At 53.7% G+C, this 23,351-nt stretch carries 21 protein-coding genes; 9 read left to right on the top strand and 12 right to left on the bottom strand.

Translation table 11 applies throughout. From position 1 onward, the window contains the following. Positions 1–4: 4 nt before the first annotated feature. Positions 5–4,000 carry a hypothetical protein gene (locus tag ACYVHB_RS25455; RefSeq protein WP_461054634.1) on the top strand — a complete coding sequence of 1,332 codons (3,996 nt, stop codon included), beginning with the start codon at positions 5–7 and terminating at the stop codon, positions 3,998–4,000. Between the two features lie 165 nt (positions 4,001–4,165). On the opposite strand, the gene ACYVHB_RS25450 is transcribed toward ACYVHB_RS25455, so the two are convergent. The 5 genes from ACYVHB_RS25450 to ACYVHB_RS25430 all read right to left on the bottom strand — a co-directional run bounded on the left by ACYVHB_RS25450 (position 4,166) and on the right by ACYVHB_RS25430 (position 9,948). Further along, the gene (locus tag ACYVHB_RS25450) at positions 4,166–6,727 is read right to left on the bottom strand and encodes a TonB-dependent receptor (protein WP_461054633.1); all 2,562 of its coding nucleotides are present in this window, start codon (positions 6,725–6,727) and stop codon (positions 4,166–4,168) included. Positions 6,728–6,845: 118 nt separating this feature from the next. Continuing rightward, the gene (locus tag ACYVHB_RS25445) at positions 6,846–7,721 is read right to left on the bottom strand and encodes an NAD kinase (RefSeq protein ID WP_461054632.1); all 876 of its coding nucleotides are present in this window, start codon (positions 7,719–7,721) and stop codon (positions 6,846–6,848) included. A gap of 3 nt (positions 7,722–7,724) precedes the next feature. Next, entirely contained in the window at positions 7,725–8,393 is a 669-nt protein-coding gene (locus ACYVHB_RS25440; RefSeq protein ID WP_461054631.1) for a CBS domain-containing protein, read from the bottom strand. A 68-nt stretch (positions 8,394–8,461) separates the two neighbouring features. Continuing rightward, positions 8,462–9,253 carry an alpha/beta fold hydrolase gene (locus ACYVHB_RS25435; protein ID WP_461054630.1) on the bottom strand — a complete coding sequence of 264 codons (792 nt, stop codon included), beginning with the start codon at positions 9,251–9,253 and terminating at the stop codon, positions 8,462–8,464. A 92-nt stretch (positions 9,254–9,345) separates the two neighbouring features. Then, positions 9,346–9,948 carry an anthranilate synthase component II gene (locus ACYVHB_RS25430; RefSeq protein WP_461054629.1) on the bottom strand — a complete coding sequence of 201 codons (603 nt, stop codon included), beginning with the start codon at positions 9,946–9,948 and terminating at the stop codon, positions 9,346–9,348. A gap of 218 nt (positions 9,949–10,166) precedes the next feature. Between ACYVHB_RS25430 and ACYVHB_RS25425 the strand changes: the two genes are divergently transcribed. After that, a complete protein-coding gene (locus ACYVHB_RS25425; RefSeq protein ID WP_461054628.1) occupies positions 10,167–11,465 on the top strand; it encodes an NAD(P)/FAD-dependent oxidoreductase in 1,299 nt (432 codons plus the stop codon). Between the two features lie 63 nt (positions 11,466–11,528). Here ACYVHB_RS25425 and ACYVHB_RS25420 read toward each other — a convergent pair whose 3' ends face one another. Then, positions 11,529–12,377, bottom strand: coding sequence for an OmpA family protein (locus ACYVHB_RS25420; protein WP_461054627.1), 849 nt, complete (start codon positions 12,375–12,377; stop codon positions 11,529–11,531). A gap of 313 nt (positions 12,378–12,690) precedes the next feature. On the opposite strand from ACYVHB_RS25420, the gene ACYVHB_RS25415 reads away from it, so the two are divergent. Further along, on the top strand, positions 12,691–13,770 hold the full coding sequence (locus tag ACYVHB_RS25415; protein ID WP_461054626.1) for a hypothetical protein: 1,080 nt from the start codon (positions 12,691–12,693) through the stop codon (positions 13,768–13,770). 187 nt (positions 13,771–13,957) lie between these two features. Then, positions 13,958–14,950 carry a c-type cytochrome gene (locus ACYVHB_RS25410; protein ID WP_461054625.1) on the top strand — a complete coding sequence of 331 codons (993 nt, stop codon included), beginning with the start codon at positions 13,958–13,960 and terminating at the stop codon, positions 14,948–14,950. A 96-nt stretch (positions 14,951–15,046) separates the two neighbouring features. Here the strand turns inward: ACYVHB_RS25410 and hemH are convergent, their stop codons facing one another. Together hemH and ACYVHB_RS25400 are read right to left on the bottom strand one after the other, a co-directional pair. Beyond that, positions 15,047–16,108 carry a ferrochelatase gene (hemH, locus tag ACYVHB_RS25405; protein WP_461054624.1) on the bottom strand — a complete coding sequence of 354 codons (1,062 nt, stop codon included), beginning with the start codon at positions 16,106–16,108 and terminating at the stop codon, positions 15,047–15,049. A gap of 94 nt (positions 16,109–16,202) precedes the next feature. After that, positions 16,203–16,994, bottom strand: a complete 792-nt coding sequence (locus ACYVHB_RS25400; protein WP_461054623.1) for a hypothetical protein — start codon at positions 16,992–16,994, stop codon at positions 16,203–16,205. A gap of 134 nt (positions 16,995–17,128) precedes the next feature. On the opposite strand from ACYVHB_RS25400, the gene ACYVHB_RS25395 reads away from it, so the two are divergent. From ACYVHB_RS25395 to ACYVHB_RS25385, 3 genes are all read left to right on the top strand, one after another. After that, positions 17,129–18,112, top strand: a complete 984-nt coding sequence (locus ACYVHB_RS25395) for a LysR substrate-binding domain-containing protein (protein ID WP_461054622.1) — start codon at positions 17,129–17,131, stop codon at positions 18,110–18,112. Between the two features lie 533 nt (positions 18,113–18,645). Beyond that, on the top strand, positions 18,646–19,140 hold the full coding sequence (locus ACYVHB_RS25390) for a hypothetical protein (RefSeq protein WP_461054621.1): 495 nt from the start codon (positions 18,646–18,648) through the stop codon (positions 19,138–19,140). 298 nt (positions 19,141–19,438) lie between these two features. Then, entirely contained in the window at positions 19,439–20,047 is a 609-nt protein-coding gene (locus ACYVHB_RS25385) for a DUF6624 domain-containing protein (protein ID WP_461054620.1), read from the top strand. Positions 20,048–20,150: 103 nt separating this feature from the next. Here ACYVHB_RS25385 and ACYVHB_RS25380 read toward each other — a convergent pair whose 3' ends face one another. Further along, positions 20,151–20,312 carry a hypothetical protein gene (locus ACYVHB_RS25380; RefSeq protein ID WP_461054619.1) on the bottom strand — a complete coding sequence of 54 codons (162 nt, stop codon included), beginning with the start codon at positions 20,310–20,312 and terminating at the stop codon, positions 20,151–20,153. A gap of 161 nt (positions 20,313–20,473) precedes the next feature. Between ACYVHB_RS25380 and ACYVHB_RS25375 the strand changes: the two genes are divergently transcribed. After that, on the top strand, positions 20,474–21,322 hold the full coding sequence (locus ACYVHB_RS25375) for a helix-turn-helix transcriptional regulator (RefSeq protein ID WP_461054618.1): 849 nt from the start codon (positions 20,474–20,476) through the stop codon (positions 21,320–21,322). A 75-nt stretch (positions 21,323–21,397) separates the two neighbouring features. Beyond that, complete coding sequence (locus ACYVHB_RS25370) at positions 21,398–21,655, top strand: alcohol dehydrogenase catalytic domain-containing protein (RefSeq protein ID WP_461054617.1); 258 nt, start codon at positions 21,398–21,400, stop codon at positions 21,653–21,655. Here ACYVHB_RS25370 and ACYVHB_RS25365 read toward each other — a convergent pair. The 3 genes from ACYVHB_RS25365 to ACYVHB_RS25355 all read right to left on the bottom strand — a co-directional run bounded on the left by ACYVHB_RS25365 (position 21,583) and on the right by ACYVHB_RS25355 (position 23,261). Beyond that, complete coding sequence (locus ACYVHB_RS25365; protein ID WP_461054616.1) at positions 21,583–21,822, bottom strand: hypothetical protein; 240 nt, start codon at positions 21,820–21,822, stop codon at positions 21,583–21,585. The genes ACYVHB_RS25370 and ACYVHB_RS25365 overlap by 73 nt on opposite strands. A 121-nt stretch (positions 21,823–21,943) precedes the next feature. Next, the gene (locus ACYVHB_RS25360) at positions 21,944–22,570 is read right to left on the bottom strand and encodes a hypothetical protein (protein ID WP_461054615.1); all 627 of its coding nucleotides are present in this window, start codon (positions 22,568–22,570) and stop codon (positions 21,944–21,946) included. Positions 22,571–22,691: 121 nt separating this feature from the next. Then, positions 22,692–23,261 carry a Crp/Fnr family transcriptional regulator gene (locus ACYVHB_RS25355; protein ID WP_461054614.1) on the bottom strand — a complete coding sequence of 190 codons (570 nt, stop codon included), beginning with the start codon at positions 23,259–23,261 and terminating at the stop codon, positions 22,692–22,694. Between the last annotated feature and the right edge of the window lie 90 nt (positions 23,262–23,351).

Below are 23,351 nucleotides of genomic sequence, written 5' to 3'. Positions count from 1 at the left end.
CCCCATGAAAAAGCTCTCCAGTACCCCCGCGTTTAGTCTGCTTCCCATGCTGGCTATCGCGCTCCTGATGGTATGCAGCCATCAATTGACGGCGCAAACCATCCCGACTAAGAAGACCATTCCGGGTATCCAAAAAATAGACTGGCGCGAAGGAGCCAACCGAAAGAATGTCACCTTCACTGAGGTGCAGGCTCAATTCAAAAAAGACTGGGTCGGAAAGAAATCCAAAAAAGGGGAAGGCTACAAAGTCTTTAAACGATGGGAAAACTACATGGCTCCCCGCGTGTATCCGTCGGGAAACATGGCCCTGCCCTCCAGCACCTATGCAAACTACATGGCCTGGCAGAAACAGACGGCCAGCCAGCAACAGAAGGGCCGGGTAGCCGCCAGCACGGCTAACTTCACCGAACTGAATCCCAACGCCAAGGCGTCCGGCTATGATTCGGGCGTGGGACGCATTGACTTTGTGCGCTTCGACCCCAGCAACCCCAACATCCTGTATGTGTGTTCGCCCGATGGTGGACTCTGGAAATCAACCAATGGTGGCACGACCTGGACGACCAACACCGATTTCCTGCCCATCATTGGTTGCTCTGATTTGGTAATCAACCCGACCAATACTCAAACGATGTATCTGGCCACGGGCAACCGGGAGAATGACCGAGCCAGTATCGGCATCCTCAAATCAACCAATGGGGGAACTACCTGGAACACCACCGCATTAGTTTTTCCAGCCGCCCAGAACTACCGCATTCGGCGGTTGATCATGGACCCGACCAATCCGCAAATCATGATTGCGGTTACCGATGGAGGGCCTTACCGAACCACCGACGGCTGGGCAACCTTTACACAACCCGATATTCCAGGTGATTTTAATCTGGACGATATTGAATTTAAACCGGGCGATCCCAACACGGTTTATACGGTTGGCAAGGAATTTTTCAAATCGACCGATAAAGGCGTAAGCTGGACGAAAATAGCGAGCGGGCTACCCGCAGCGAGCGATGTTAGCCGGGCATTGATTGCGGTTACGGCGGCTAATCCCAATTATATTTATGCCCTGTATGGCAATACCGACGGGGGTTACTTAGGCACCTTCCGCTCGACCAACAGCGGCACCTCCTTTACCCAACGCTCATCGCCCACCTCGCCTGCCGGTACCAATAACATCCTCAACTGTGACATTACGACCACCTCCTCCAGCGCGCAGGCCGGTCATAATCTGGCCATTGTGGCATCGCCCACTAATGCCGAGGTAGTCACCATCGGCGGTTGTAACGTCCTGCAATCGACCAACGGGGGTACTACCTGGACACTATCGTCCTACTGGTTAGGGCTTGATGCCAACAATCCGGGTATTGGTCAAGGACCAGCCGATTATGTACATGCCGACATCCAATCGCTCGATTATTTACCGGGCAGCAGCACGGCGCTGTTTGTGACCTGCGACGGGGGCATTTCCAAATCGACCAACAACGGCCGCAACTGGACCGACATCAGCCATAACCTGCAGGTAGCTCAAATGACCAATGTTGGTCAATCGTCGCTTACCCCTTACAACATGATAACCGGGTTGCAGGACATTGGCACCCTGAAAAACACGAATGGTGCCTGGTCGGTAACCAACGGGGGCGACGGTGAAGATGGCTTTATTGACCGTACCAACGACAATAACATCATCACCTCCAATCCCAATGGGGCCTTTGCGCTGTCGAATGATGGGGGCGTCAATCGGTCGGATATAACGGGCTTACCGGCGGGGACGGAGTTTTTCAGTCCCATCCACCAGGACCCGGTCAATGCGGCTACCGTGTATGCGGGCGGGCGGGCTCGCTTATACCGGAGTACCAGTGTGCTGACCAACCCGGATGCCGCCTGGACGGCGTTGGGAACGCCCGCCGGTGAGGGTGGTATCCAGCGTTTTGAAATTGCGCCCAGCAACAATCGGGTTATTTATGTGCTGAAAGGTGGCAATACGATTTCTAAGTCGACCAATGGCGGCACCTCCTTTGCTAACATTACCGGCACCCTACCCATAGGTGATGCTCAGGTCACCAACCTGTGTGTTTCCAATACCGATGCCAACAAAGTGTGGGTTACCTTCTCGGGCTACAATGCCGCAGCAAAAGTCTATAAATCGGTCAATGGCGGAGCGACCTGGACCAATATTTCGGCGGGTCTGCCCAACATCCCGATGAATACGATTGTCTATTTAAATAATAGTGCGAGTGATGCGGTGTACGTTGGGGCGGATATCGGGGTGTATTACTTTGATAATACGACCCCCTGGACGTCATTCTTCACGGGTCTGCCCAATACTCACGTCAATGATCTGGAAATCTATTACCCGACGGGCAAGATCAGGGCGGCTACCTATGGCCGGGGGTTATGGGAAAGCAATTTGTTTGATCGTTCCATCCCGGTGGTGAGTCTCACCGCTCCTGACTCCGTGGCGTCCGAACCCCCGCACTCAAGTGGCGGAGGACGCTTAGGTGCGACCACCTCAGCCGCTCCCGCCAGGATAGTCAGACGCAGCGCTAACGCCCGGATGCCAGCCGACGAACCCGTGGTTGACCACGCGACTTTTCGCTTCGAACGCGATAATGCGGACGAGAAACTGCCAATAGAGTTTGAAATTAGTGGTACAGCGATCCATAACGTCGACCATTTCTTTGACGATACAACCCACTTTGAGGTGGGCGAGTTTGCGTTCGATTTATTGGTATATCCGGGCCATGATATACACCCCGAGGACCACGAGACATTGACGCTCACCCTGCTCGATCCAAACCATTATGATGTGCATCATACTGACGATGCCGCCACCATCACCATTATGGACAACGATGGTCCTGCCCAGCCCTTCAGTATTACGGGGGTGAGTACGGTGAGTTGTACAACAATCTCGGCGGGTCAGCGACAGATCAGTTTCACACCCCAGTACGCGGGGGTAAACGGTCAGCCTATCACCTTCCGGGTGGTTAACGAACTGTCGCCCACGACCGCACCGGGTCCCTATACCCTCAACCCATTCACCGACAACCCCACGCTGACCCTGAAAGCGGTACAGAGCGGCACAGCGGGCGAAGTTACTTTTGGCTACAACTGGTTGGCCGCCTGCACCAATAGTGGTGCCCAACCGCCTACTTCGCCCTTCAGCATCACGGGGGTGAACACGGTGAGTTGTACGACGCTGAGCGCGGGTCAGCGACAGATCAGTTTTACGCCCCAGTACGCGGGGGTCAACGGGCAGCCCATCACCTTCCGAGTGGTTAACGAGTTGTCGCCCACGACCGCACCGGGTCCCTATACCCTCAACCCGTTCACCGACAACCCCACGCTGACCCTGAAGGCGGTGCAGAGCGGCACAGCGGGCGAAGTTACTTTTGGCTACAACTGGTTAGCCGCCTGCACGGGGAGTGTTACCCCACCGCCCGCTGCCCCTTTTGCCATCACGAGGGTGAGCACGGTGAGTTGTACGACGCTGAGCGCGGGTCAGCGGCAGATCAGCTTCACGCCCCAATACGGGGGCCTGAACGGTCAGCCCATCACCTTCCAGGTGGTTAACGAACTGTCGCCTACAACCGCACCGGGTCCCTACACGCTGAGGCCGTATACGGATAACCCCACGCTGACCCTGAAAGCGGTACAGAGCGGCACGGCGGACGAAGTTAGTTTTGTCTATAACTGGCTGGCGGCCTGTACCAATAGTGGTGCCCGGATCGGGGCTGAGCCGGTGGCTCCGTTGCAGGTGCGGGTACTGGGCAATCCGGCTCAAAATGGGCAAGTTTCGGTAGAAGTGATGGGCGCGGCCGGTCAGTCGTTACGGATAAACCTAACTGATCTGCGTGGCCAGACCATCGACTCGTATCAAGTTGAACGAGCGGGTTGGGTTGAGCAGCATACCTTCGAGATGAGCCGTCGGCCAGTAGGTCAGTTGCTGCTGCGAGTGACAACACCAACCCAGTCTCAGGCGGTAAAAGTTATTAAGGCGGATTAAACACTGGATTACAGTTTATTGAAAACGCCCCGACTATTTTTGGTCGGGGCGTTTTGTTAGTTCAGTACCGCATCAATGGATAACATAAAATGAGAGGCACCTATGCTACTGAGAGTTGAACGCTGATGCGGGCGAATATTTTGACCCTACTTTATTGCTCACGAACTAAAAACCGGGTTCCCACACCAAATTCGTGTAATAAAATCCGCCAACCGCCGGGCCGCCGATGAAGGTGTAATAGGGCTGATTCATTACGTTCGTGCCGCCCACTTTCACTAAAAGATGTAATTTCTGGAGCCGGTAACTCACCTGAGCATCCAGCGTGTTGATGGCCGCTACGTTGCCCGTGGCCAGTTCCGACTGCCACAAAAAGGCGTCCTGGTGTTTGTAGTTCACCGAGAAGCCCACGCCCCGCCACAAATTGCCATTCGAGAGGTTGACGTTCGTAATCCAGCGGGGTGTGTTAAACGAACTCTCTAAGCCGTCGCCATTTTCGGCCCGGTCGAGTCGGGCAAACGACGCATTGCCGCCCACCGACCAGGTTTGGGTTAGGCTGTAGCGAAGGCCTGCGCTGGCTCCGTAATTAAACACGCGGCTTCGCGAGTTAGTCCACAACCGGTAGCGACTCTGGGTGGTTGCGGACGAAAAATAAATAGCCAGCGAGTCTGGATTGTTACTTCGGGGAATGTTGGCGTTCACCTGCGCAATGAAGTTTTGGTAAGCGGTGTAGTACACGTCGGCATCGATGTAAAGCCGATTTTTGAAAAACAATCCCTTATAACCCAATTCAAAACTGTTGACCTGTTCGGGTTTTAAGTAGGTGTACGGACTCTTTCGGAGCAGCCCTTGATTTTTCTGGATAGCCTGAGCGGTCGTTAGTCCGTTGGTGTTGACGTCGGTCGTGATGGCCGTCTGGAAGGCATTGATGGAGGTGACTAAGTAAGCATTTTCGTAAATACCCTGCGACATGATCGGTAAGCCACCGACTCGTTTTACCCCGCCCGAGTTGATGTTAGTGAAGCCCTCAAACAAAGAAGGAAACCGATAACCGTTCTGGTACGAAAGCCGAATGTTATGCGCGTCCGTCGGCGAATAAACGACCGACACCCGGGGATTCAGGCGGGCGTCGAAGTAGGTGTTTTTGTCGAGCCGCAACGATCCGGCCACCTTTAGCTTATTGGCCAGAAACGCGCGGCTAAGCTGGACAAAGCCCCCGGTTTTGCCATAAATCAGGTTGTTGCCCGGCTCGGTGGGATTGATGAAATAATTGCCATCCGGGAAAACCACGTACCGCCGAAAATCGAATCCAACCTGAATGTTCAGGCCGGTCTGCTGCCGAAACCGTTGCCACAGCACCCGCGTCGGTTCAATTTGACCTTCGGCATGATACATCCAGGACTGCACCCGCAGGGCCGCGCCAATGTCCCAGTTGTTTATGTCGCGGAGTTTAGCAATCAAGTCATCAAAAGCGGGCGTACCCGGAACCGGCCGACCCTGATTGGCCACAGAGCGGGCATCGCGCAGCGCATCCGGCACCGATAAACCCGCCCTTGTACCGGCATTAAATTGGTTGGTAAAGGCCGTAAACCACTGGTTATCGGTTTTAGACGACCGGTCGATGTTTTCGGCCATGGACCGGATGTTATAAGATTCTCCCGTGTTTTCGTGACTGCGGTAAGCCCGGATTTGAACCGAAGGCGTGGTTAAGGTCAGACTGTGCTGGTCGAGCCGGTAGTTGTCGAGCCGAAACCGGTTGGTGCGCTGATACACATTGTCTAACGTGGCCCCCTGGTACGTATAGGCCAGTTCGACCGTTGGCGAGAACCGGTAATGCAGCGAGACATCACCCCGCAGGTTTCGCAATCGGTAATCCGTAGCCTCGGCTTCGTAGTATCCCGTTCGGCTAACGCTGTATCGTTTGCCGCCCAGCGTCAGCGTTCGGCGGTTAGCCGCTTCGTTGCCGTAGCCATTCACCGGGTCGTAGGCCGGGTTATCGGCTCCAAACAAACTGAGCGACGCGTTGCCGTTGGGGTTCAGGTCATTGCGGTTACCGGCCACCCAATCATAGCCACGCTGATAAACCAAGTTCACTTTGAGGGCGAAGCGGTTGCCAATCCGGCGGGCATACCGGATGCTGCTTTCGGAATAAAGCTTAGGCGATACGGCCGCATCACCCACGTGGTTAAGGCCGGTTTTTTGCCCGACACTCAGCCCCGGCGAATCGAAGGGGTTGCGCGTCAAAATGTTGACTAAGCCGTTCAGCGCGTTCATGCCGTAGAGCGCCGAAGCCACGCCCGGTACGAGCTCGACTTGTTGAATATCCAAATCCGACGGCGCCAGTGCGCTGGCAATGGGGGCTCCAATGTGGGGTGCCTGATTATCACGGCCATCAACGAGTTGAACAAAGCGAACGTTGGTGGTGGCAGCAAAGCCCCGCGTGTTATACACTTTAAAGCCCAAGCTGGAGGTCAGTAACTGAACGCCTTTGATGTTCTCAATCGCATCAAAATACGACGGCTGGGCGGAGAGTCGAATGCGCCGGGCATCAATCACGTCGATGCTGACCGGCGATTTCAAGATACTTTCTGATACGCGGGAAGCAGAAATGACCACTTCATTGAGTTGAATCTTACGAAGTGAATCGGTTGATTCAATCGTGCTGTCGGGCCAAACAGCCGCCTGTAGAGTTGAACTAACCAGGACCAAAAGGAGGGAAATGTATTTCATAACGGGCGTTATTTCTGTGCAAATATAACGATCCGTTCTATTCACACAGAAATAACGCCTGGACAGGTGGGGATGGCCGCGTAACGTTTAGTACAAATGGTCGTGTTTTCCTGCCTCGTTAGTTGCGGATGTCCCAGCCCCAGTTGAGTTTGCTGCGCAGGGTGTTGAGAAAGTTGTCGTCGCTGAGTTTCACTAACCGCGCTTTGAAGGCTTCTTTCTGAACACTGATGCGGGCCGACGTTTCGACGGTGAAGGACCGGGAATCCAGAGCGGCTAAGAAGTTGCCGCTGCGGCTCTCGACTTCAAACGCCAGTTGGCAGGTGTCCATCACAATCATGGGCCGCACGTTGAGGTTGTGCGGGCTGATGGGCGTAATGATGAAATTATTTGTTTGGGGCAGCAACACCGGCCCCCCGCAACTGAGCGAGTAACCCGTGGAACCGGACGGCGTCGAAACAATGATCCCATCGGCCCAGTATGAATTTAAAAATTCGCCGTCGAGGTAGGTGTGTACCGTAATCATCGACGACGTTTGGGTGCGGGTGATGGTGAAGTCGTTCAGACCAAAAGGCAGGTTACCAAAAATGTCCTGATTAGACCGCACCCCCACCAGCGTCCGTTCGTCGATGCTGAACTGCCCGTTGAAGAGCGCGTCGATCATCAGCCGGATGGAGGGTGGGGCTACCGTTGCCAGAAAACCCAGCCGACCGATGTTGATGCCGATGATGGGAATGAGCCGGGGGCCAACGTGCGTAACGGCGTCGAGCAGCGTACCGTCTCCGCCCAAACTAAAGATAAAGTCGACGTCGGCAACGCCCTCGGTCGTTGAATAAGTGGCTTCGCTGTAATGGGCCACCCCCGCCTTATCTAAGAACTCGCGGTAACCTTCAGAAATAACAACCTCAGCCTGCCGTTTCGCCAACTCCTCAAACATGGACTGGATGTAGGGCCGGGCCGATTCGGGAAAGTTGCGCCCGTGAATGGCAATTTTCATAAGTTACGTGTTCAAAAAACGGAGCAACGAATCGAGCCGCTCCTGGTCAATGCTCTCGACGGGGGCGTTGGCGAAAGCCGCTTCGATACGGTAGCCAAATCGTTCGAACGTGGAAATGACGGGCGTAATATCCCGACGGTTGAGTTTGAGCGTCAGCCGCGACCGGTCGGGCATCCCGTAGGCGGCACTGGAGAAGTAGCTGCTAATGATTTTGACGTTGTTCGACTCCACCAGTCGGCTGATTTCGGTCAGGGAATAATCGCGCTCGTTCATGTTCAAAATCAGGATAGCCCCCGCTTCCTGAACGCCTAATTCCTGGGCAAACTGCTTGAGCAATTCATTTGCCGAGATGGTGCCGCTAAACTCCTGCTCTTCGGTGAGCACGGCCACAACCTCCATCCGGTGCTGAAGAATTAACCCAATAATTTCGTATAAGTGCTGATCTTCGTAGACAAACGTCTGCTCGAACAGCCGCATTACATCGCTCAGCGGTTGCCCGTCATTGGCAACGTCCATCAGCAACTCTTCGCTAATCACGCCCCGATACTCACCCTGATCGGTCAGCACCAGTTGTCCAACGCGATGCTCCTGCATCCAGTCCAGCGCCTGCCCCACCAGATCGGTTGGCTTCAGGGACGGGAGCATGGGATCAATGAGTTCGGAAGCCAGCATACTACTTGATTATATATGAAACAGAACGGCAGAAAACTACGTAATTTCCGGCACAGTAAAAAAAACAGTTAGTCAATCCCTATTAACTGACTAACTCGCCCATTAGGATACCGGACGAGCCAGTTTTCGAGCAGTTCGTTAAATCGGTCAGGGCACTCCATCATGGGCGCGTGGCAGCACTCGTCGATGAAATACAGTTCCGAATGGGCAATGAGCCGGTTAAACTCATGCCCCACTTCGGCGGGTGTGATGGTGTCGTTCAGTCCCCAGACGAGCAGCGTCGGCACCTGAATCCGGTACAAATCTTTGGCGACGTTGTTTCGTTGAGCCGATTTGGCAATACCTACGATGCTCATGCATTTCGGGATGCTGCTCGTGATTCCGAACACTTCGTCAATCAGCTCTTTGGAGGCTACCTTCGGGTCATAGAACGTGTAGGCCACCCGCTCAGCGATGTAATCATAGCTGCCCCGCTTGGGAAACGAACCGCCCATGCCGTTCTCAAACAGCCCCGAACTGCCCGTAAGTACCAACCGACGAACCTGGTCGGGGTTGTTGAACGCGTAGAGCAGCGCCAAGTGACCACCCAGCGAATTGCCCAGCAGCGTAAGGTCCTGCAGCGACTTCTGAACGACGAACTTCTGAACAAAGGTCAGCAATCCTTCGAGGCTGGCCTGCCGGATGGGTATTTCGTAAATCGGCAACAGCGGAATCACGACCCGGTAGCGGTCCGAAAACGTACCGATAACGCTGTCCCAGTTGCTGAGCGCCCCAAACAGACCATGCAGCAACAAGAGTACCTCGCCCTGGCCTTCGTCTACGTAGCGAAAGCCCGCTTCCTCCCGAATTTGATAGTTCATACGACTTGAACGGTTAACGGTGCAGTAACTAAGGAATAACGTGTTTTTGTGTTTGGCGTGTTCAGGTGTTTGTGTTTTTCAATTAGGAACTCTTAGACACCCACACACGCGACAACAGGTTGTCTTATTTTTCGTACCAAGTGAACCCAGTTTGTCAGCAGTTGCAGGCCATTCCGGGTTAGTGCGGCTTCGGGATGAAACTGCACCCCCCACAGCGGCAACGTTTGGTGGCGCATCGCCATCACCTCATCGGTCTCCGTAACCGCCGTACTAATCAGGTCGGCGGGCAAGTTAGTAAGTAGCAGCGAGTGATACCGCGTAACGGCAAACGTTGCTGGAAGATTACGCAGCAGCGCATCATCCGTCACGGTCCGAATCGTGGATACCTTGCCGTGCATCGGGCAGACCGCCGACACCAGACTGGCTCCGAAAAACTCGCCCAGCGCCTGATGACCCAAACACACGCCCAACATGGGCACGCGCCGGTGGTAGTGCGCAATGACGTTCAGCAGCCGCCCGGCCTGCCGGGGTGTGCCCGGACCCGGCGATAAAACGACCCCATCGACTGGTTCATCAATGAACTGTGCCATCGGCTCGTTGTTGCGAACTACCCGACAGACCGCCCCCGCCTGCCGCAGATAATCGACTAGCATGTAGGTAAAGGAATCGAAGTTATCGACGATTAACAGCTTCATATAATGAGAACACAATCTGCCACGGCAAAATTAACAATTCACCATAAAAAGCAAACCCATTGTTTTTACACTCATTGATTATCAGTATGTTAATTTCTTATTATCTATCTTTTAGCCAATTTTTATAAAAATAGTACCAGCCAATTCAGCCGTCGGCAGCCAGCCAATTCATGGAGTCAATATCTTTGCTTTTTAGTCACGCAACTCAACCCATTGGCATGTTGTCAATCGATTCACCGGTAGTTATTATTGGGGCTGGAATGGCTGGCCTGACCTGCGCCGTTTACCTTAAACAGGCGGGCGTTGATGCGCTGGTACTCGACGCAGCCGATGGCGTGGGCGGGCGCGTCCGTACCGACGTCGTGGACGGTTTTCGACTCGACCGGGGGTTTCAAATCCTGCTGACGGCCTACCCCGAAGCCCGCCGACTGCTCAACTACGACGCGCTGGACCTGCAACTGTTTCGGTCGGGGGCGCTGGTTCGGAATCCGGCACCCGCGTCGTCTCCCTGGATGACGCTGCTCAATCCCCTTCAGGAGCCGTTGTCGGTGTTTCGGACGCTGGCTTCGCCCGTTGGCACCCTGGGGGATAAACTGCGGATTCTGGCCTTAGTGCGCCGGACGCTGGCACTCCCCGTCGATGAGCTGTTCCGGCAGACGCCCACCACAACGCTGTCCCTGCTGCACGAAATTGGCTTTTCGGACCGGATGATCAACGGGTTCTTCCGGCCGTTTTTTGGGGGCGTATTTCTCGAAAACGCGCTGACCACATCGAGCAACTTCTTCGAGTTTTGCTTTAGAATGTTCGTTGCGGGTGATGCGGCCGTGCCCGTGCGGGGCATCGGGGCCATTCCTGAGCAGTTGGCGGGTCGGCTGTCGGCGGGACAGATTCGGCTGAAAACGCTGGTTCGGCGCATCGACGGCAACACCGTTGTGCTCGACTCCGGCGAAACGCTCATCAGTAGTACCCTTGTGCTGGCGGTTGATGCAACACAGGCAGCTACGTTGTCGGGCGCTTCTGGTCGGGCAGGCGCCACCCCCCACGAGCGGTCGTTCAACCGCACAACCTGCACCTACTTCGCGGCTCCCCAAAGCCCCGGAGCGATCCCGAAGAAAAAACTGTTGATGCTCAATCCAAATCGCGGTTCGGCAGTGCATAACCTCGCCGTGATGAGTGACGTAGCCCCGGACTACGCACCCGCTGGTGCCACCCTGATTTCGGTTAGTACGCAGGGGCTGGAAACGGTTAATGAAGCGGCTTTGACCGAACGGATTCAGCGGGAATTAACGGACTGGCTCGGCGCAGAAGTCCGCACCTGGCGTCATCTGCGAACGTATCACCTGCCCCACGCGCTGCCAGCTTACAACCCGCCCACCGATGGCAGTGTTGCGCTCCAGCCGCTAAAACTTACCGAATCGCTTTACCAGTGTGGCGACCAAACAGCGTACCCGTCGCTTAACGCGGCCATGCAAACCGGCCGGGAGGTGGCAGAAATGATTCTGAGAAGGAAGCAGTAAGACCAGGAGACTTTGCCAAAGTTTTGAACCGGGGCGCGGAGCCTTTGGCAAAGTCTCCTGGTCTTACTGCTTCAGCACCGTCATTTCCACCCGCCGGTTCAACTGGCGGGTGTTTTCGGCGTTGTTGCTGCCAATAGGGCGCGTAGGACCGTATCCCCGCGTTACAATCCGGTTGGCGGCAATGCCATTGGTTACTAAATACGCCTTCACTACCTCGACGCGCTGTTTTGACAGCCGGAGATTCTCGTCGAAATCCCCCTGATTGTCCGTGTGCCCACCCAGTTCGATCTCGGTGGTAGGATTACTTTTCAGGAAAGTGGCTAATTGCTCCAGCGCGGGCTGCGCGTCGGGCAGCAGTTCGGCCTTGCTCTGCACAAACTGAATGGCCCGCAATTGCGTGGTTTTGCCGGGAGCCGCTACCACGAGCGGGGGCGTATAGACCACTTTGGCATCGAGCGTTTTGGGGGGCGTTAAACGCGGGCTGGGCCGGGCAGAAATTGCAGGTGATGCATCTGGCTGCACCACCGTAGCCGGTGCGGTAACGGTAGCCTCAGGTAAGGGCGTTGCAGCCTCTGCCGACGATGTAGACGCTGGGAGCGCTACAGCGACCGTAGTGGCGCTGGCGGGCTTCGTACCGATGCGGTAGAGTTTAGTAGGTCTCTTTATCAGTTGGGTGGCGATGGTCGTTGTCGTGGTAAAGGCTACCCGTTCTTCGTGGGATTCGTAACCAGCCGCGTTCATGACCAGACTATATTCCTGCTTCGAGTCGCTGAGACTTAACCGGTAGGTTCCATCCGGGCCAACGCGCTGCTGTGCATTGACTTTCCCCGCCTGATTTCTGGCCAAAACGGTCGCTCCGGCAACAGGCTGATTGGTTGCAGCATCGACTATGCTTCCCGCAATTGAGGTCATTTCCGGGGCTGAGGCAGCCCTGGGTTTCGGCTGTGCCCAACTCCCGCAATACAGCAGGGAACTGAACACCAGGCAACTGGCAATACGTAAGGATTGGATTCGCTTCATTGTTTAAGAGCAGCACAAAAAGGCAGCCCAAAAGTACACCCAAACGGCTAAAAAACAGCATAGACGACAACGCATCGAACACCGTTTTGAGGGGCATTTTTTAAGGGTAAAAACAATAGATAACTTGCTGATTTTCAGCAAGTTTAAATACTTGAAATAATTAGACAAAAATGAACGCTGAAAATGTGTTTTTCGTTAGTATTGTATGACACAGACAACCAACGTTTCGATGCACTCCCCGAACGCTCAGGCACCGCTTGCTCAGGCACCAGCGGGCAACCTGCCGACCGACGAGACCTGGCGGAAGTCCATCCCGGCGCAGGTGTTTCTAAACCATTTCTTTGCAATGGATTATCACATCCAGCACCAGAATGACCTGTTTGATGTGGCCAAGTTTCCCATATTTCAGCAGTTCTACGGCCGCGTGACGGACGAAAGTCGTCGGGCGCTGGAGAAACTGTTACTCAATAGCTGGAGTGCCGAATATGCCCTTCGCATTACGCCGGTTGTCAACGACGAGCAGTATCTGCAAAGCTCACTCCACTGGACGTTCCCGCAGGCGTACTACAGCGCGTTGTTCAGTGCGCGGGCGTTTTTGGCCGTGCAGGGCGTTAACGTCAGCAACGAAGAGCTGATCCGCAAGCGGATTGGTAATATGGTCGTGCGGGGTTATTACCCGGCGTCCATCGGTTACTACGCGCTTGGCCCTATCAATAGTTACCGCATTCAACGGCTGCCAATGGCCAAACGATTCAGTGTAGCGGCCAAAACGGATCTGTTGTTGCCATCACGGGCGGGTTCGGCGCAAGCCGAGTTGGCGCAGTTCCTGAAAACCACCCGCGACCAGCGCGTGAAGTCGTTGCGCAACGCGATCCAGAATAACCCGAAGACGGCCCTGCGCAGCCCCAAGACGGGCGAGATTCTACAGAAGTTCAGCGTTGAGCAGTACAAGCAGTTGGCGAAGCAAATTGGCTACACCACGTATTTCGATATGCTGAGCCGCCTACGCATCTCGTCGACCAACCGCGAGATTGAGCGGTTTGTGGATTCGGAGATCGACGTGAAGCTTTTTCACCAGAGCTTAGTCAACATTGTGTCGCACATCAACGGCGTTCACGAAGCCTACATTGCCAAAGCACTCGGCGTTGACGCCTACCGGCAGTTGGTGGCTAAACTCCCCGCTTATTTGCAGGAGAGCTTTGTGCGGGAGCGAATGAACACCACCATCGCCCCCATGCTGGAACAGCACCAAAGCCAGGAACCGTACCTGCGCATGGCGGCTTAAGCCCCACAACAACCCATATATGTAGTTGAAAAAGCCGCTCCTCTGTGCAGAGAGCGGCTTTTTTGTCGGTAAGGCTGCGGCCACACTACCGATTAGTCAAAAGACCTGCCGCTCACCAACTATGCAAAAGACAAATTTTCATTTTGGGCAAAATTTGGGGATAATTCTTCCTCTCAGATTCTCAAAAATGAAAAAGCGAACGGTACAAATTATCCTGGGCGCACTTGGGGCGTTCGCATTACTCGTCACAATAGGTTTAGCGTATGTTAAACTGGCGCTGCCCAACGTTGGTCCGGCTCCGGCGCTGACCATCCGGCCCACAACCGCTCAGATTGAACACGGTCGGTATTTAGCCAATCACGTAGCAGCCTGTATCGATTGCCACTCGACCCGCGATTTCACCAAACTAACGGCGCCGATGGTGGCCGGAACGGAAGGAAAAGGGGGCGCCGGGTTTCTGCGTAAAGATGGCTTTCCGGGCAACTATTACGCCCCCAACCTGACACCCGCCCACCTCGGCACTTGGACCGACGGCGAACTGTACCGCGCCATCACGACCGGGGTCAGTAGCGACGGACACGCGCTGTTTCCGGTGATGCCCTACAAAAACTACGCGCAAATGGACCCCGACGACATCAAAGACATTATTGCGTATCTGCGGTCGTTGCGCCCCATTGAAAATGAGGTACCGGCCTCGGAGTCTGACTTTCCCGTGAATTTTATCATCAACACGCTACCCGCCCGGACCGAGGGCGGCAAACGCCCCGCCCCCACCGACCGCATCGCTTACGGACAGTACCTAATTACGTTTGCCGCCTGCGCTGAGTGCCACACCAAACGCGACGACCGGGGCGATCCGGTTCCAGGTATGGACTTTGCCGGTGGCAACGCCTTTCCAATGCCGACGGGCACGGTTTACTCCGCCAACATCACCCCGGCCAAAACGGGAATCGGCTCCTGGACGCGCAACGCCTTTATTGCCCGCTTCAAAGCCTACGCCAAGCAAACCCATCCCGACGTACAGGCGGGCGAAGCCAACACCGAGATGCCGTGGACGATGTATGCCCGCATGAGCGAACAGGATTTGGGAGCAATATATGACTACCTGCGTACGCAAAAACCCGTCGAGGCCAAATCAGTGCCATTCGTTCCAAAAGAGAAATTAGTGGCTGCGCAGTAGTAAACTGGTTCATCATTTTGTCAGCGTCAGAACACTATTTACATCAAAAACGCCCGCCGTAAGCTTACAGCGGGCGTTTTTGGTAATCATTTACACTTAGGCTGTTTTGACTAAATCGACCAGCGTTTCGATCCACAACGGATTATCGTTCAGGCTCTCGACCAGTTGCCAGTGTTCACCGCCCCGTTCTTCAAACAACTCTTTGTATTCTTCGCCAACCTCAATGGTTGTTTCCAGACAGTCGGATACGAAAGCGGGCGAGAAAGCCAGCACGCTTTTGATGCCTTTGGCCGGAAGTTCCTTGATGATGTCGTCGGTGTAGGGTTTGATCCACGGATCGCGGCCCAGCCGCGACTGAAAACAGGTGGTGTAGGTGCCCTCCGCCAACCCCAGCCCGCGCACGATCCGGCGCGTGGTTTCGAAGCACTGCGCCCGGTAACAGTGCTGGTTCATGGCCGTGAGCGAGCCGCAGCAATCGCCAAACCGGCACACGTCCCTCGTTACGTCGCCCTTGCGAATCTGGCGTTCGGGCAGGCCGTGGTAGCTGAACAGCACATGGTCGTAGTTGCGCTCGGCGAGGTATTTGCGGCCCGCTTCAACAAACGCCTGGATAAACTTGGGATGCTCCAGAAAGCGATTGACAAACCGGAGCTTGGGCATGACCTGCCACGTTTTCAGGATGTCCATCACCTTCTCATACACCGACCCGGTCGAGGCAGAGGCATACTGCGGGAAAAATGGAATCACGACCAGATCGGTCAAACCCATCCGCTGAAAGTCGGCCAAACCCGCGTCGATGCTGGGGCTTTGGTAACGCATGGCTAATTTGACCACGTACTCGTCGCCGAGCGCCTGCTGCAACTGCCGCTCAACGATGTGGCCGTAATGCTTCAACGGCGATCCGGTTTCGGCCCAGAGCTGCTTATAAATTTTGGCTGACTTAGGCGCTCGAAACGGGGCAATGATTCCGTTTACGAGCAGAAAGCGCGGAATAAACGGCACGTCGAGCACGCGACCGTCCATCAGAAATTCGCGCAGGTACTTGCGCACGTCCGGCACGGAGGGGCTGTCGGGTGTGCCCAGGTTAACGATCAATACGCCCGTTTTACCAACGGGTGCCGGTGCCACAACGGGCGGCTGCAAAACAGGTGCTTCCATACAGAGGAAACAGGAGTTTTAAGGAGTTAGTTTATCAGTCGGTGAGTCGGTCAGTCAGTTGCTTACTAACTGACCGACTCACCGACTGATAAGCTTATTTCGCCTGCGGGTATCGGGAGAAGTCGGTGCGAGTGAAGTCGCTGAATACTTCACCGGGAAGACCCGAAAAGACCATGATTTCGGTCACATCACGGTCGCCCCGTTCGCCGGAGAGCAGAATGTCGCCGTGCTTTTGGTAGTCACTCCAGGGCAGCGTGAAGCGGGGCGTTTCGTCGGTGTACTTCGGGTAGTGCGCCCACTGCGTCACCAAGTGCGACTGCTTATCGACCCAAACATGGTATTTATTGTCGGGCGTAACGCCAACGCCTTTAAACGTCATTTGAATCAGATCAGCGGGTTTGCCGTCTTTGGTGGCCGTCGTGTCGCCGAGGTATTTGAGCGTCACACCCGAATCTTTGAGTTTAAAGGGCATCACCAACCAGTACGAATCGTTGATCCAGGCCGACTTACCCGCCTTCACGTACTTGGTAACCGAGTCCGGCTCCGTCAGTTCTTTGCCGTTGCGAAACACCCGGCCCTTGTCGGTATTGATATTAAGCAGCACCGTTTGATCGTCGCGCAGGTTATCGACCCGCACCGTTCCCGTCCATTTATCCCAGACGAGCTTGCGAAAGCCAAAGAAATTCCAGGCAATCAGGTGCGTATCGTCCCAGGCTCTCCGGCCACCCATCGCGGCCATGACCTGATCGGCAACTTGTACGGCCTTCGGATCGGAACCGGCCATATCGAAACCCGGCGCGGGCGGATTCGCCGATTTCTTGGACTGGGCCACCCCAGCCGAAGCACTTAAAATCAGGAAAAACAACAGAAGTTGACGTGTTTTCATAGACAATGGCGTTTTATGAAACAAAAGTAGTTTTAAGAATGAATAATGAGTAATGAATGGTGAACAATGAGTAATACACCCCATCGGCATCATGAATTGTTCGTTATCCATTACCCATTGTTCATTCCCCTAAAATGACCCTCTCCCAACTCGAATACATCGTTGCCGTTGACACATACCGGCATTTTGCCACGGCTGCCGAAGCTTGCCATGTTACGCAGCCGACGCTGAGTATGCAGATTCAGAAGCTGGAAGATGAACTGGGTCTGTTGGTGTTTGACCGGTCCCGGCAACCCGTTATACCAACCGAAACGGGCTTAGCTGTTCTGATGCAGGCGCGGGATGTGCTGCGGGCGGCCCGGCGCATTCCCGAAATTATCAGCGAGTCGAGAAATGATTTTCAGGGCGATCTGCGCATCGGTATCATCCCGACGCTGGCCCCGTACCTGCTGCCTTATTTTATTGGCGAGTTTATCGGAAAGCACCCGGCCGTTTCGGTGCAGATTCAGGAATTGATGACGGAGCAGATTGTGGAGCGACTCCGCAACGGCCTGATCGACGTGGGATTGGTGGTAACGCCCCTCACCGAGAACGGCATTACCGAGATGCCGCTGTTCCGCGAACCGTTCGTTGTGTACGCGGCCGATTCGCACCCGCTGCTGGCGAAAACCGCCATTATACCCGCCGACCTGCAAACCGACGGCCTGTGGCTGCTGACCGGAGGCCACTGTTTCCGCAATCAGGTCATGAACCTGTGCGGGGCCGACCAACTGACCAATGGCAGCGTGCAGCCCGAACTTGCCCGGCTGCGACCTATGCGGCTGCAATACGAAACCGGTTCGCTCGAAACGCTGATCAAGCTAATCGACAAACAGGGAGGGTTCACGCTGCTTCCTTACTTAGCCACCGTCGACATGAGCGAGGAGCGCCGGAAGCGGCTCCGCCCGTTCGACCAGTCGGTGGGTGCCCCGCCCCAGCCCGTACGTGAGGTTAGCGTAGTCATTCACCGGAGTTTCCTGAAACGTAAGTTGATCCACGCGCTTAAGAACGAGATTCTTACCCGCTTGCCCGGCGACCTGACGCAAAAAGGAACCGCCAGCCGGGTGGTGGCATGGTAAGTACCCCTGCGTGTAGCCGATCATGACGCGTTTATTGCGTTGTACGCTTCCTCGTAAATTGAAGCGGTACAACTGCTTGTCGTCGCCAAAGAAATAGTTTGAGTAGCCACGATTCGGCGGTCCGTCAATGTCCCACATTCGTTGCACCGAAACTTGAACATACCGCTTAGTCATTTCGCTTGTAGAAACCTATTCGATTACTTACCATTGTAACGTGGTTACATAACCCTTCGGCATCAATAGATAACAGTAGTGAACGCAGAACGACACTTAACCGTAACTTACTGATTATCATATAGATGTAGTTTCGTAGTTTTGCGTACATATCTATGTTGGGTGGCCCGTCCATCAAGTGCTTGCGGGGCGGGTTTGGTGCGACAAGTTGAACGCCCAGCGTAGGCAGGTTTAGGCTTCCATTTTGGGATCTCGGCTGACAGGGCGAACGTCCCGACAAGCCAAGTTTTGGTGCATTAATCGGGTTCTGGTTGACAGACTAAACTTCTAACCAAGTCAAAATTAAAGTAGAAAATAATATGAAAACTTTCATCTGCATTTTATTTGTCACGTTTCTCAACGCCCATAATATTGAGAAAACCACGCTTGGTGGTCATAAATTAACTATACAAGAAGCCGAACGAATCTTAGGGGAATCCTGTCAGCTTAAAGAAAGTGTAAGTTCTTTGGAAAATGGAGGACATAAGTACAAAAGCACTTATACCGCTAATTCAACCGATGAAAAAATATATAAGAGAGTGGCTCTAAATTTTATATTTGAAAGCTATGGAGCTGAAATTGATGCAAAAAAAACGTTTGAAACCTTTAAAGAATCAAATCAATCTTACGCTGGCTTTGAAATATTGGCTAATCTGGGTGATGAAGCATTTTTCCACAGCGACAATAAGAATTTTTATCTGGTCATTGCTCGTAAAGGCAACGAAATGATACGCTTGAAAGTGAATAAGATTACCGCAAAAACGTCACTGACTGAATTGAAAAAAATAGCGAGTGATGTGATTGCAAGGGTGTAAACCACCTCTTTATATGGTTGTCCGCTCCCCGTGGGGTCGTCTCGTGCGGCAAGATGCTCGCCCCCGAAGGCAAGTCACAGCCCAACGGACAGGGGGTGTAAAGGTGCAAACGTCTCGCGTTTAGTCAAGTAACTTTCACACCATCAGCCCCCTGGGGTGTTGGATGTTCGCTCGTAAAGTATCTGCATTTCCGGGTTGCGGGCGACAGGCAGATTTGGGCTTCCATTTCGGGGTTCCGTGCGACAATGCGAACGCCCCGGTCGGGCCAGTTGTGTAAACAGTTAAATTTGCCGGTTAAATGATTTACTCTGAGATTGCCAGAGAACTAATTGAGCGTCGAAAAAACGATTTTACTGTTCGACAACGGCTAATTGAAGAAGGGAAATTGTTCGGTTCCTACAATTCAGAAATGGAGAAAGTCCATCATGAGAATGCTCATGCTTTAGAAAAGATAATTGCTCAGATTGGATGGCCGACACGAAAGCAAGTAGGTGAAGAAGCCAGCCAAGCAGCTTGGTTGATAGTCCAACACGCTATCAGCTTGCCCGATTTCATGAGAAGTTGTCTTAGTTTGATGAAAAACGAACAAGACACGGGCGATATTGATCCAGTGAATATTGCTTTTCTGAGCGACAGAATTGCCAAATATGAGAACCGTCCGCAGTCTTATGGAACACAATTCGACAATGGCGTTGACGGTCGTTTAACGGTGTATAGGCTTGATGCTTCACCAGAGCAAGTCAATCAACGCCGTTCAGAGATTGGTTTGAATAGTCTTCAAGAAAGGTTAACTGAATTAGAAGCGCAGGTTAGCAGTGAGCAGTTTCAACCGCCTACTGAGAAAGAGAGACGAACAGAACAAGAGAACTATGACGCTTGGCGTAGAAAAGTTGGTTGGATAGTGTAGTTCCGCTCCGCGTGGGCGGCTTGGCGGGCGACAGGTTGCTCGCCCCGAAGGCAGGCATTCAGCCCAATAAACAGGGGGTGTAAAGGTTGCAAGTTGCTCGCGTTCAGGCAACTGACTCGTTATCCATCAGCCCCATTGGGGCGTTGGGTGCATCGGCTTTCAAGGGCTTGTTGGGCGGGTTGCGGGCGACAGGAAGCAGGCCGAAGAGGGTAGGTTTTTGCTCGTTCGGCGGGTCGCGGCTGATACAAGAAACGGCCGTTGGCACTGGATGGTGGTGATTGTGAATTGTCGGTTGACACGGGCCATATCGTTAAACCCCAATTTGTAAGAAATATGCGTCACGTTTTGGATGAACGCGCCCAATTCACACTTGGCAAAACGCTGACCATGTCTTCATGTTATCCTGATACAAACCGATTACATGAAATGTATCAACACCTGTTTCGACCTATCGAAATCACATCAGTAGTCACTGATAAGATTGTGTGCAACCATACAGCGATTAGCTTCTTTGAACTTGTGTTTGTTGAGCGGGGAACAGGCATTCAGCGAATCGACCAAGCGCACATTCCTTTCGCTGACGGAGCCGTTTTTATGCTCCTGCCCGACGAACGCTGTACCATCGAACTGGCCGGTTTAGCAAAGGTTCATCTGATCCGATTTTTACCCGGCTTCCTCACCAAAACGACCTCTGATGATAAACCGACGAGTCTGCTCCAACTTGAATTTATCCGTCACAGTCCCAATCGGCAGGTGTACCCGTTATTGGCCGATAGCAGCGAACAACATACGTTGACGAATCTGATCCAGGTGTTAATAACCGAGTATCAAACCCACCACGAAGCCTCGCATGAGGTACAGAAACATTTGCTTTACGCCATTTTAGCGATTATCGTTCGCAACCTCGGTGCAACGGGACAAACAACCACGATCCCCAAAAATCAGGCTCTGTTGTCATTCATTCAGTATCACATCACCGAACCGGATCAACTTACCATTCGGGCGCTGGCCAGTCGGTTCGGTATTGCCGGGAGTTATTTCAGCGAATACTTTCAGGCTACGTTTGGCCTGTCGCTGAAACACTACATCACCGAGCATAAACTCAACCTGGTGGACTCCCGCCTGCTCTATACAGCCTTGAGCATCAGCGAAATTGCTGCCGAACTGGGGTTTACCGACAGCAGCCATCTAAAACGAACCTATTGGAAGTATCGCCAAAAAAACCTGCCCGACCGGGTAAAGCGCATGATCAGCCTTCGTCAAAACGTACATTAACTTCCTTTTTCTGACCGGGCTGGCCCATGCGCCTACCCGTAGGTTTGCACTCATTGATTACCAACTTTGATCGACATGAGAGCAATCGTTATCCATCGCTTTGGCGATACAAGTGTGTTTGAGCAGGTCGAACTGCCCCGACCTGTTCCGGCCCCGCATGAACTGCAGGTGCGCGTGAAAGCAACCAGTGTGAACCCGGTTGATTATAAAATTCGTTCCGGCGCATTGCCCGGCCTGGCACCGGAGTTTCCCGCCGTACTTCACGGCGATGTGGTGTCGACCATTCGCAATTGGTCGATCAATGGTTTACCTGGAATCAGTTTGCCGTTTTGAATCAGGTTTCGGGTTTGAGCCAGGGTCAGGCAGGAGCCTTCGATGGCCGTCGACTGGTAGGTGAGTCGGATTAAGTTGTTGAGTTTCCCGTCTTTGCTTCCCGTCGGTGCGGCTCGAAAGCGGTCGAGAAGGTGGGGCAGCGTGGCGTTGGTGGGGGTAGCTCTCATCACATAGGAAAAAACCACTTCCTTTCTGGCCGTAAGTGTACTGAAAAAATCAGTCAAATGAAAAGCCGCGTCCGTTGAATAGGGACGCGGCTTTTTGCTGCTAATTATTGTGCTGCGGAAATCACCTAATTAACGTTCTAAACGTATAGCCAATCGAGATGTTTCCGAACAAGCCAAAATTATAAGGCCGATGAACAGCGGGGTTTCCGTTGTTGGTCAGGTAGCTGATCCGCCCCCCCGGTAGGGTCGAATAGACGTATTGCCAATACCGGACAGACGGCTCAATGACCAGGCCACTGGCCCAGCCGTTGCGTCTGTTAAACGGGTAAATTCGATAATAGGCACCCGCCCCGACATCTGAATTGGTATACGTCACCGATTGTGTGGTGTTGAGCTGCGCAGTGAACCGGTGATTTTTAGCTTCGGCCCGAATGTCCAGATACCGCGTGAGCCGGTAGCCCACGCCCAGCCCCGTCGAATACAGGGCATAGATTGACGCAATCTGTTTATCGGTAGAAAAACTATTTTGGTAGCGAAGAAACATTCCGTGCGAATACTCAAAAGTAAACCGCCGGGTAAAATAAGTGCCCATCACATTGACCCCCCCGCCAATCAGGGGCTGGGCTAACCCCGCCCCGACCGTCCAGCGATAGGCATAAGGGTCGGGGGCCGACGAAGCAACGGGCTGGGCAACTGCACCGGTAATCAATAGGGTGGTGATAAATAAGGTAACAAGATATCGGTTCATGTGATCGTTGATTTTTGATGGGACAAAATTCAGCGACATACCCGACCCCGAAAATGACAAGTGTCTATTTCGGCAACTGACTACAGGTAATACAGACTGGGTTCGTAACCCCGCCTTCCTGCTACCGACCGGCCCGAATACGGCTCAGATGGCGGGGTTCGATACCCAGAATAGAAGCTACATACTTGAGTGGAAGTCGGCGTAGCAACTCAGGATACTGCTCCGCCATAAACGCATACCGTTCGGGGGCCTGCATAGCTCGCAAACTACCCATCCGTAGCTCCAGGTCGGCGTAACGGGATTCTACGCTCCGGCTCCACCGCTCCCGAAACGTTGGCTGCTCATTCAACTGTTGCCAGTGGCGGTGAGTAAGCACCATCAACTGGCTGGGTTCCAAAGCCTGAATATTCTCCGGGCTGGGTGTCTGATTCAGAAAAGCGGCCAGGCTGGTCATAAACTGATCGGGCAGCGCGGCCCAGCAGGTCACTTCATCGCGTTCGGTGGTGTAATAACTCCGCAACAGGCCCCGCTGTACAAACCAAAGGTTGCGGCACGGTTGGCCCTGCTTCAGCAGAATCGTGTGGCGGGGTACCGTCAGGGGCGTAAAGAACTCCCGCAGCAGGGCCAGTTCGGCGGGCGCAACGGGTAGCACATCCGCTAAATAATCGAAAGGTTCAGGAAGGGTAGCCATTGGGGGAAGTAGCTGGTATAAAAGCAAAGTTACGGGCAAAAGCGATATAGACATTTGTCGTTTATCAACGCTGCGGGGCGGGTACTTTTG

Source organism: Spirosoma arcticum (genome assembly GCF_054779955.1).
This window is presented reverse-complemented; position numbering and strand designations above follow the sequence as displayed.

Bases quoted from the DNA above. Each gene is read 5' to 3' on its own strand.
- ACYVHB_RS25435 (WP_461054630.1), bottom strand. From the start codon at position 9,253: ATGAACTATCAAATTCGGGAGGAAGCGGGCTTTCGCTACGTAGACGAA.
- ACYVHB_RS25445 (WP_461054632.1), bottom strand. From the start codon at position 7,721: ATGAAAATTGCCATTCACGGGCGCAACTTTCCCGAATCGGCCCGGCCC.
- ACYVHB_RS25420 (WP_461054627.1), bottom strand. From the start codon at position 12,377: ATGACCTCAATTGCGGGAAGCATAGTCGATGCTGCAACCAATCAGCCT.
- ACYVHB_RS25430 (WP_461054629.1), bottom strand. From the start codon at position 9,948: ATGAAGCTGTTAATCGTCGATAACTTCGATTCCTTTACCTACATGCTA.
- ACYVHB_RS25365 (WP_461054616.1), bottom strand. From the start codon at position 21,822: ATGAGAGCTACCCCCACCAACGCCACGCTGCCCCACCTTCTCGACCGC.
- ACYVHB_RS25360 (WP_461054615.1), bottom strand. From the start codon at position 22,570: ATGAACCGATATCTTGTTACCTTATTTATCACCACCCTATTGATTACC.
- hemH (WP_461054624.1), bottom strand. From the start codon at position 16,108: ATGGAAGCACCTGTTTTGCAGCCGCCCGTTGTGGCACCGGCACCCGTT.
- ACYVHB_RS25375 (WP_461054618.1), top strand. From the start codon at position 20,474: ATGTATCAACACCTGTTTCGACCTATCGAAATCACATCAGTAGTCACT.
- ACYVHB_RS25455 (WP_461054634.1), top strand. From the start codon at position 5: ATGAAAAAGCTCTCCAGTACCCCCGCGTTTAGTCTGCTTCCCATGCTG.
- ACYVHB_RS25440 (WP_461054631.1), bottom strand. From the start codon at position 8,393: ATGCTGGCTTCCGAACTCATTGATCCCATGCTCCCGTCCCTGAAGCCA.
- ACYVHB_RS25370 (WP_461054617.1), top strand. From the start codon at position 21,398: ATGAGAGCAATCGTTATCCATCGCTTTGGCGATACAAGTGTGTTTGAG.
- ACYVHB_RS25400 (WP_461054623.1), bottom strand. From the start codon at position 16,994: ATGAAAACACGTCAACTTCTGTTGTTTTTCCTGATTTTAAGTGCTTCG.
- ACYVHB_RS25410 (WP_461054625.1), top strand. From the start codon at position 13,958: ATGAAAAAGCGAACGGTACAAATTATCCTGGGCGCACTTGGGGCGTTC.
- ACYVHB_RS25415 (WP_461054626.1), top strand. From the start codon at position 12,691: ATGACACAGACAACCAACGTTTCGATGCACTCCCCGAACGCTCAGGCA.
- ACYVHB_RS25450 (WP_461054633.1), bottom strand. From the start codon at position 6,727: ATGAAATACATTTCCCTCCTTTTGGTCCTGGTTAGTTCAACTCTACAG.
- ACYVHB_RS25395 (WP_461054622.1), top strand. From the start codon at position 17,129: ATGACCCTCTCCCAACTCGAATACATCGTTGCCGTTGACACATACCGG.
- ACYVHB_RS25390 (WP_461054621.1), top strand. From the start codon at position 18,646: ATGAAAACTTTCATCTGCATTTTATTTGTCACGTTTCTCAACGCCCAT.
- ACYVHB_RS25425 (WP_461054628.1), top strand. From the start codon at position 10,167: ATGTTGTCAATCGATTCACCGGTAGTTATTATTGGGGCTGGAATGGCT.
- ACYVHB_RS25385 (WP_461054620.1), top strand. From the start codon at position 19,439: ATGATTTACTCTGAGATTGCCAGAGAACTAATTGAGCGTCGAAAAAAC.
- ACYVHB_RS25355 (WP_461054614.1), bottom strand. From the start codon at position 23,261: ATGGCTACCCTTCCTGAACCTTTCGATTATTTAGCGGATGTGCTACCC.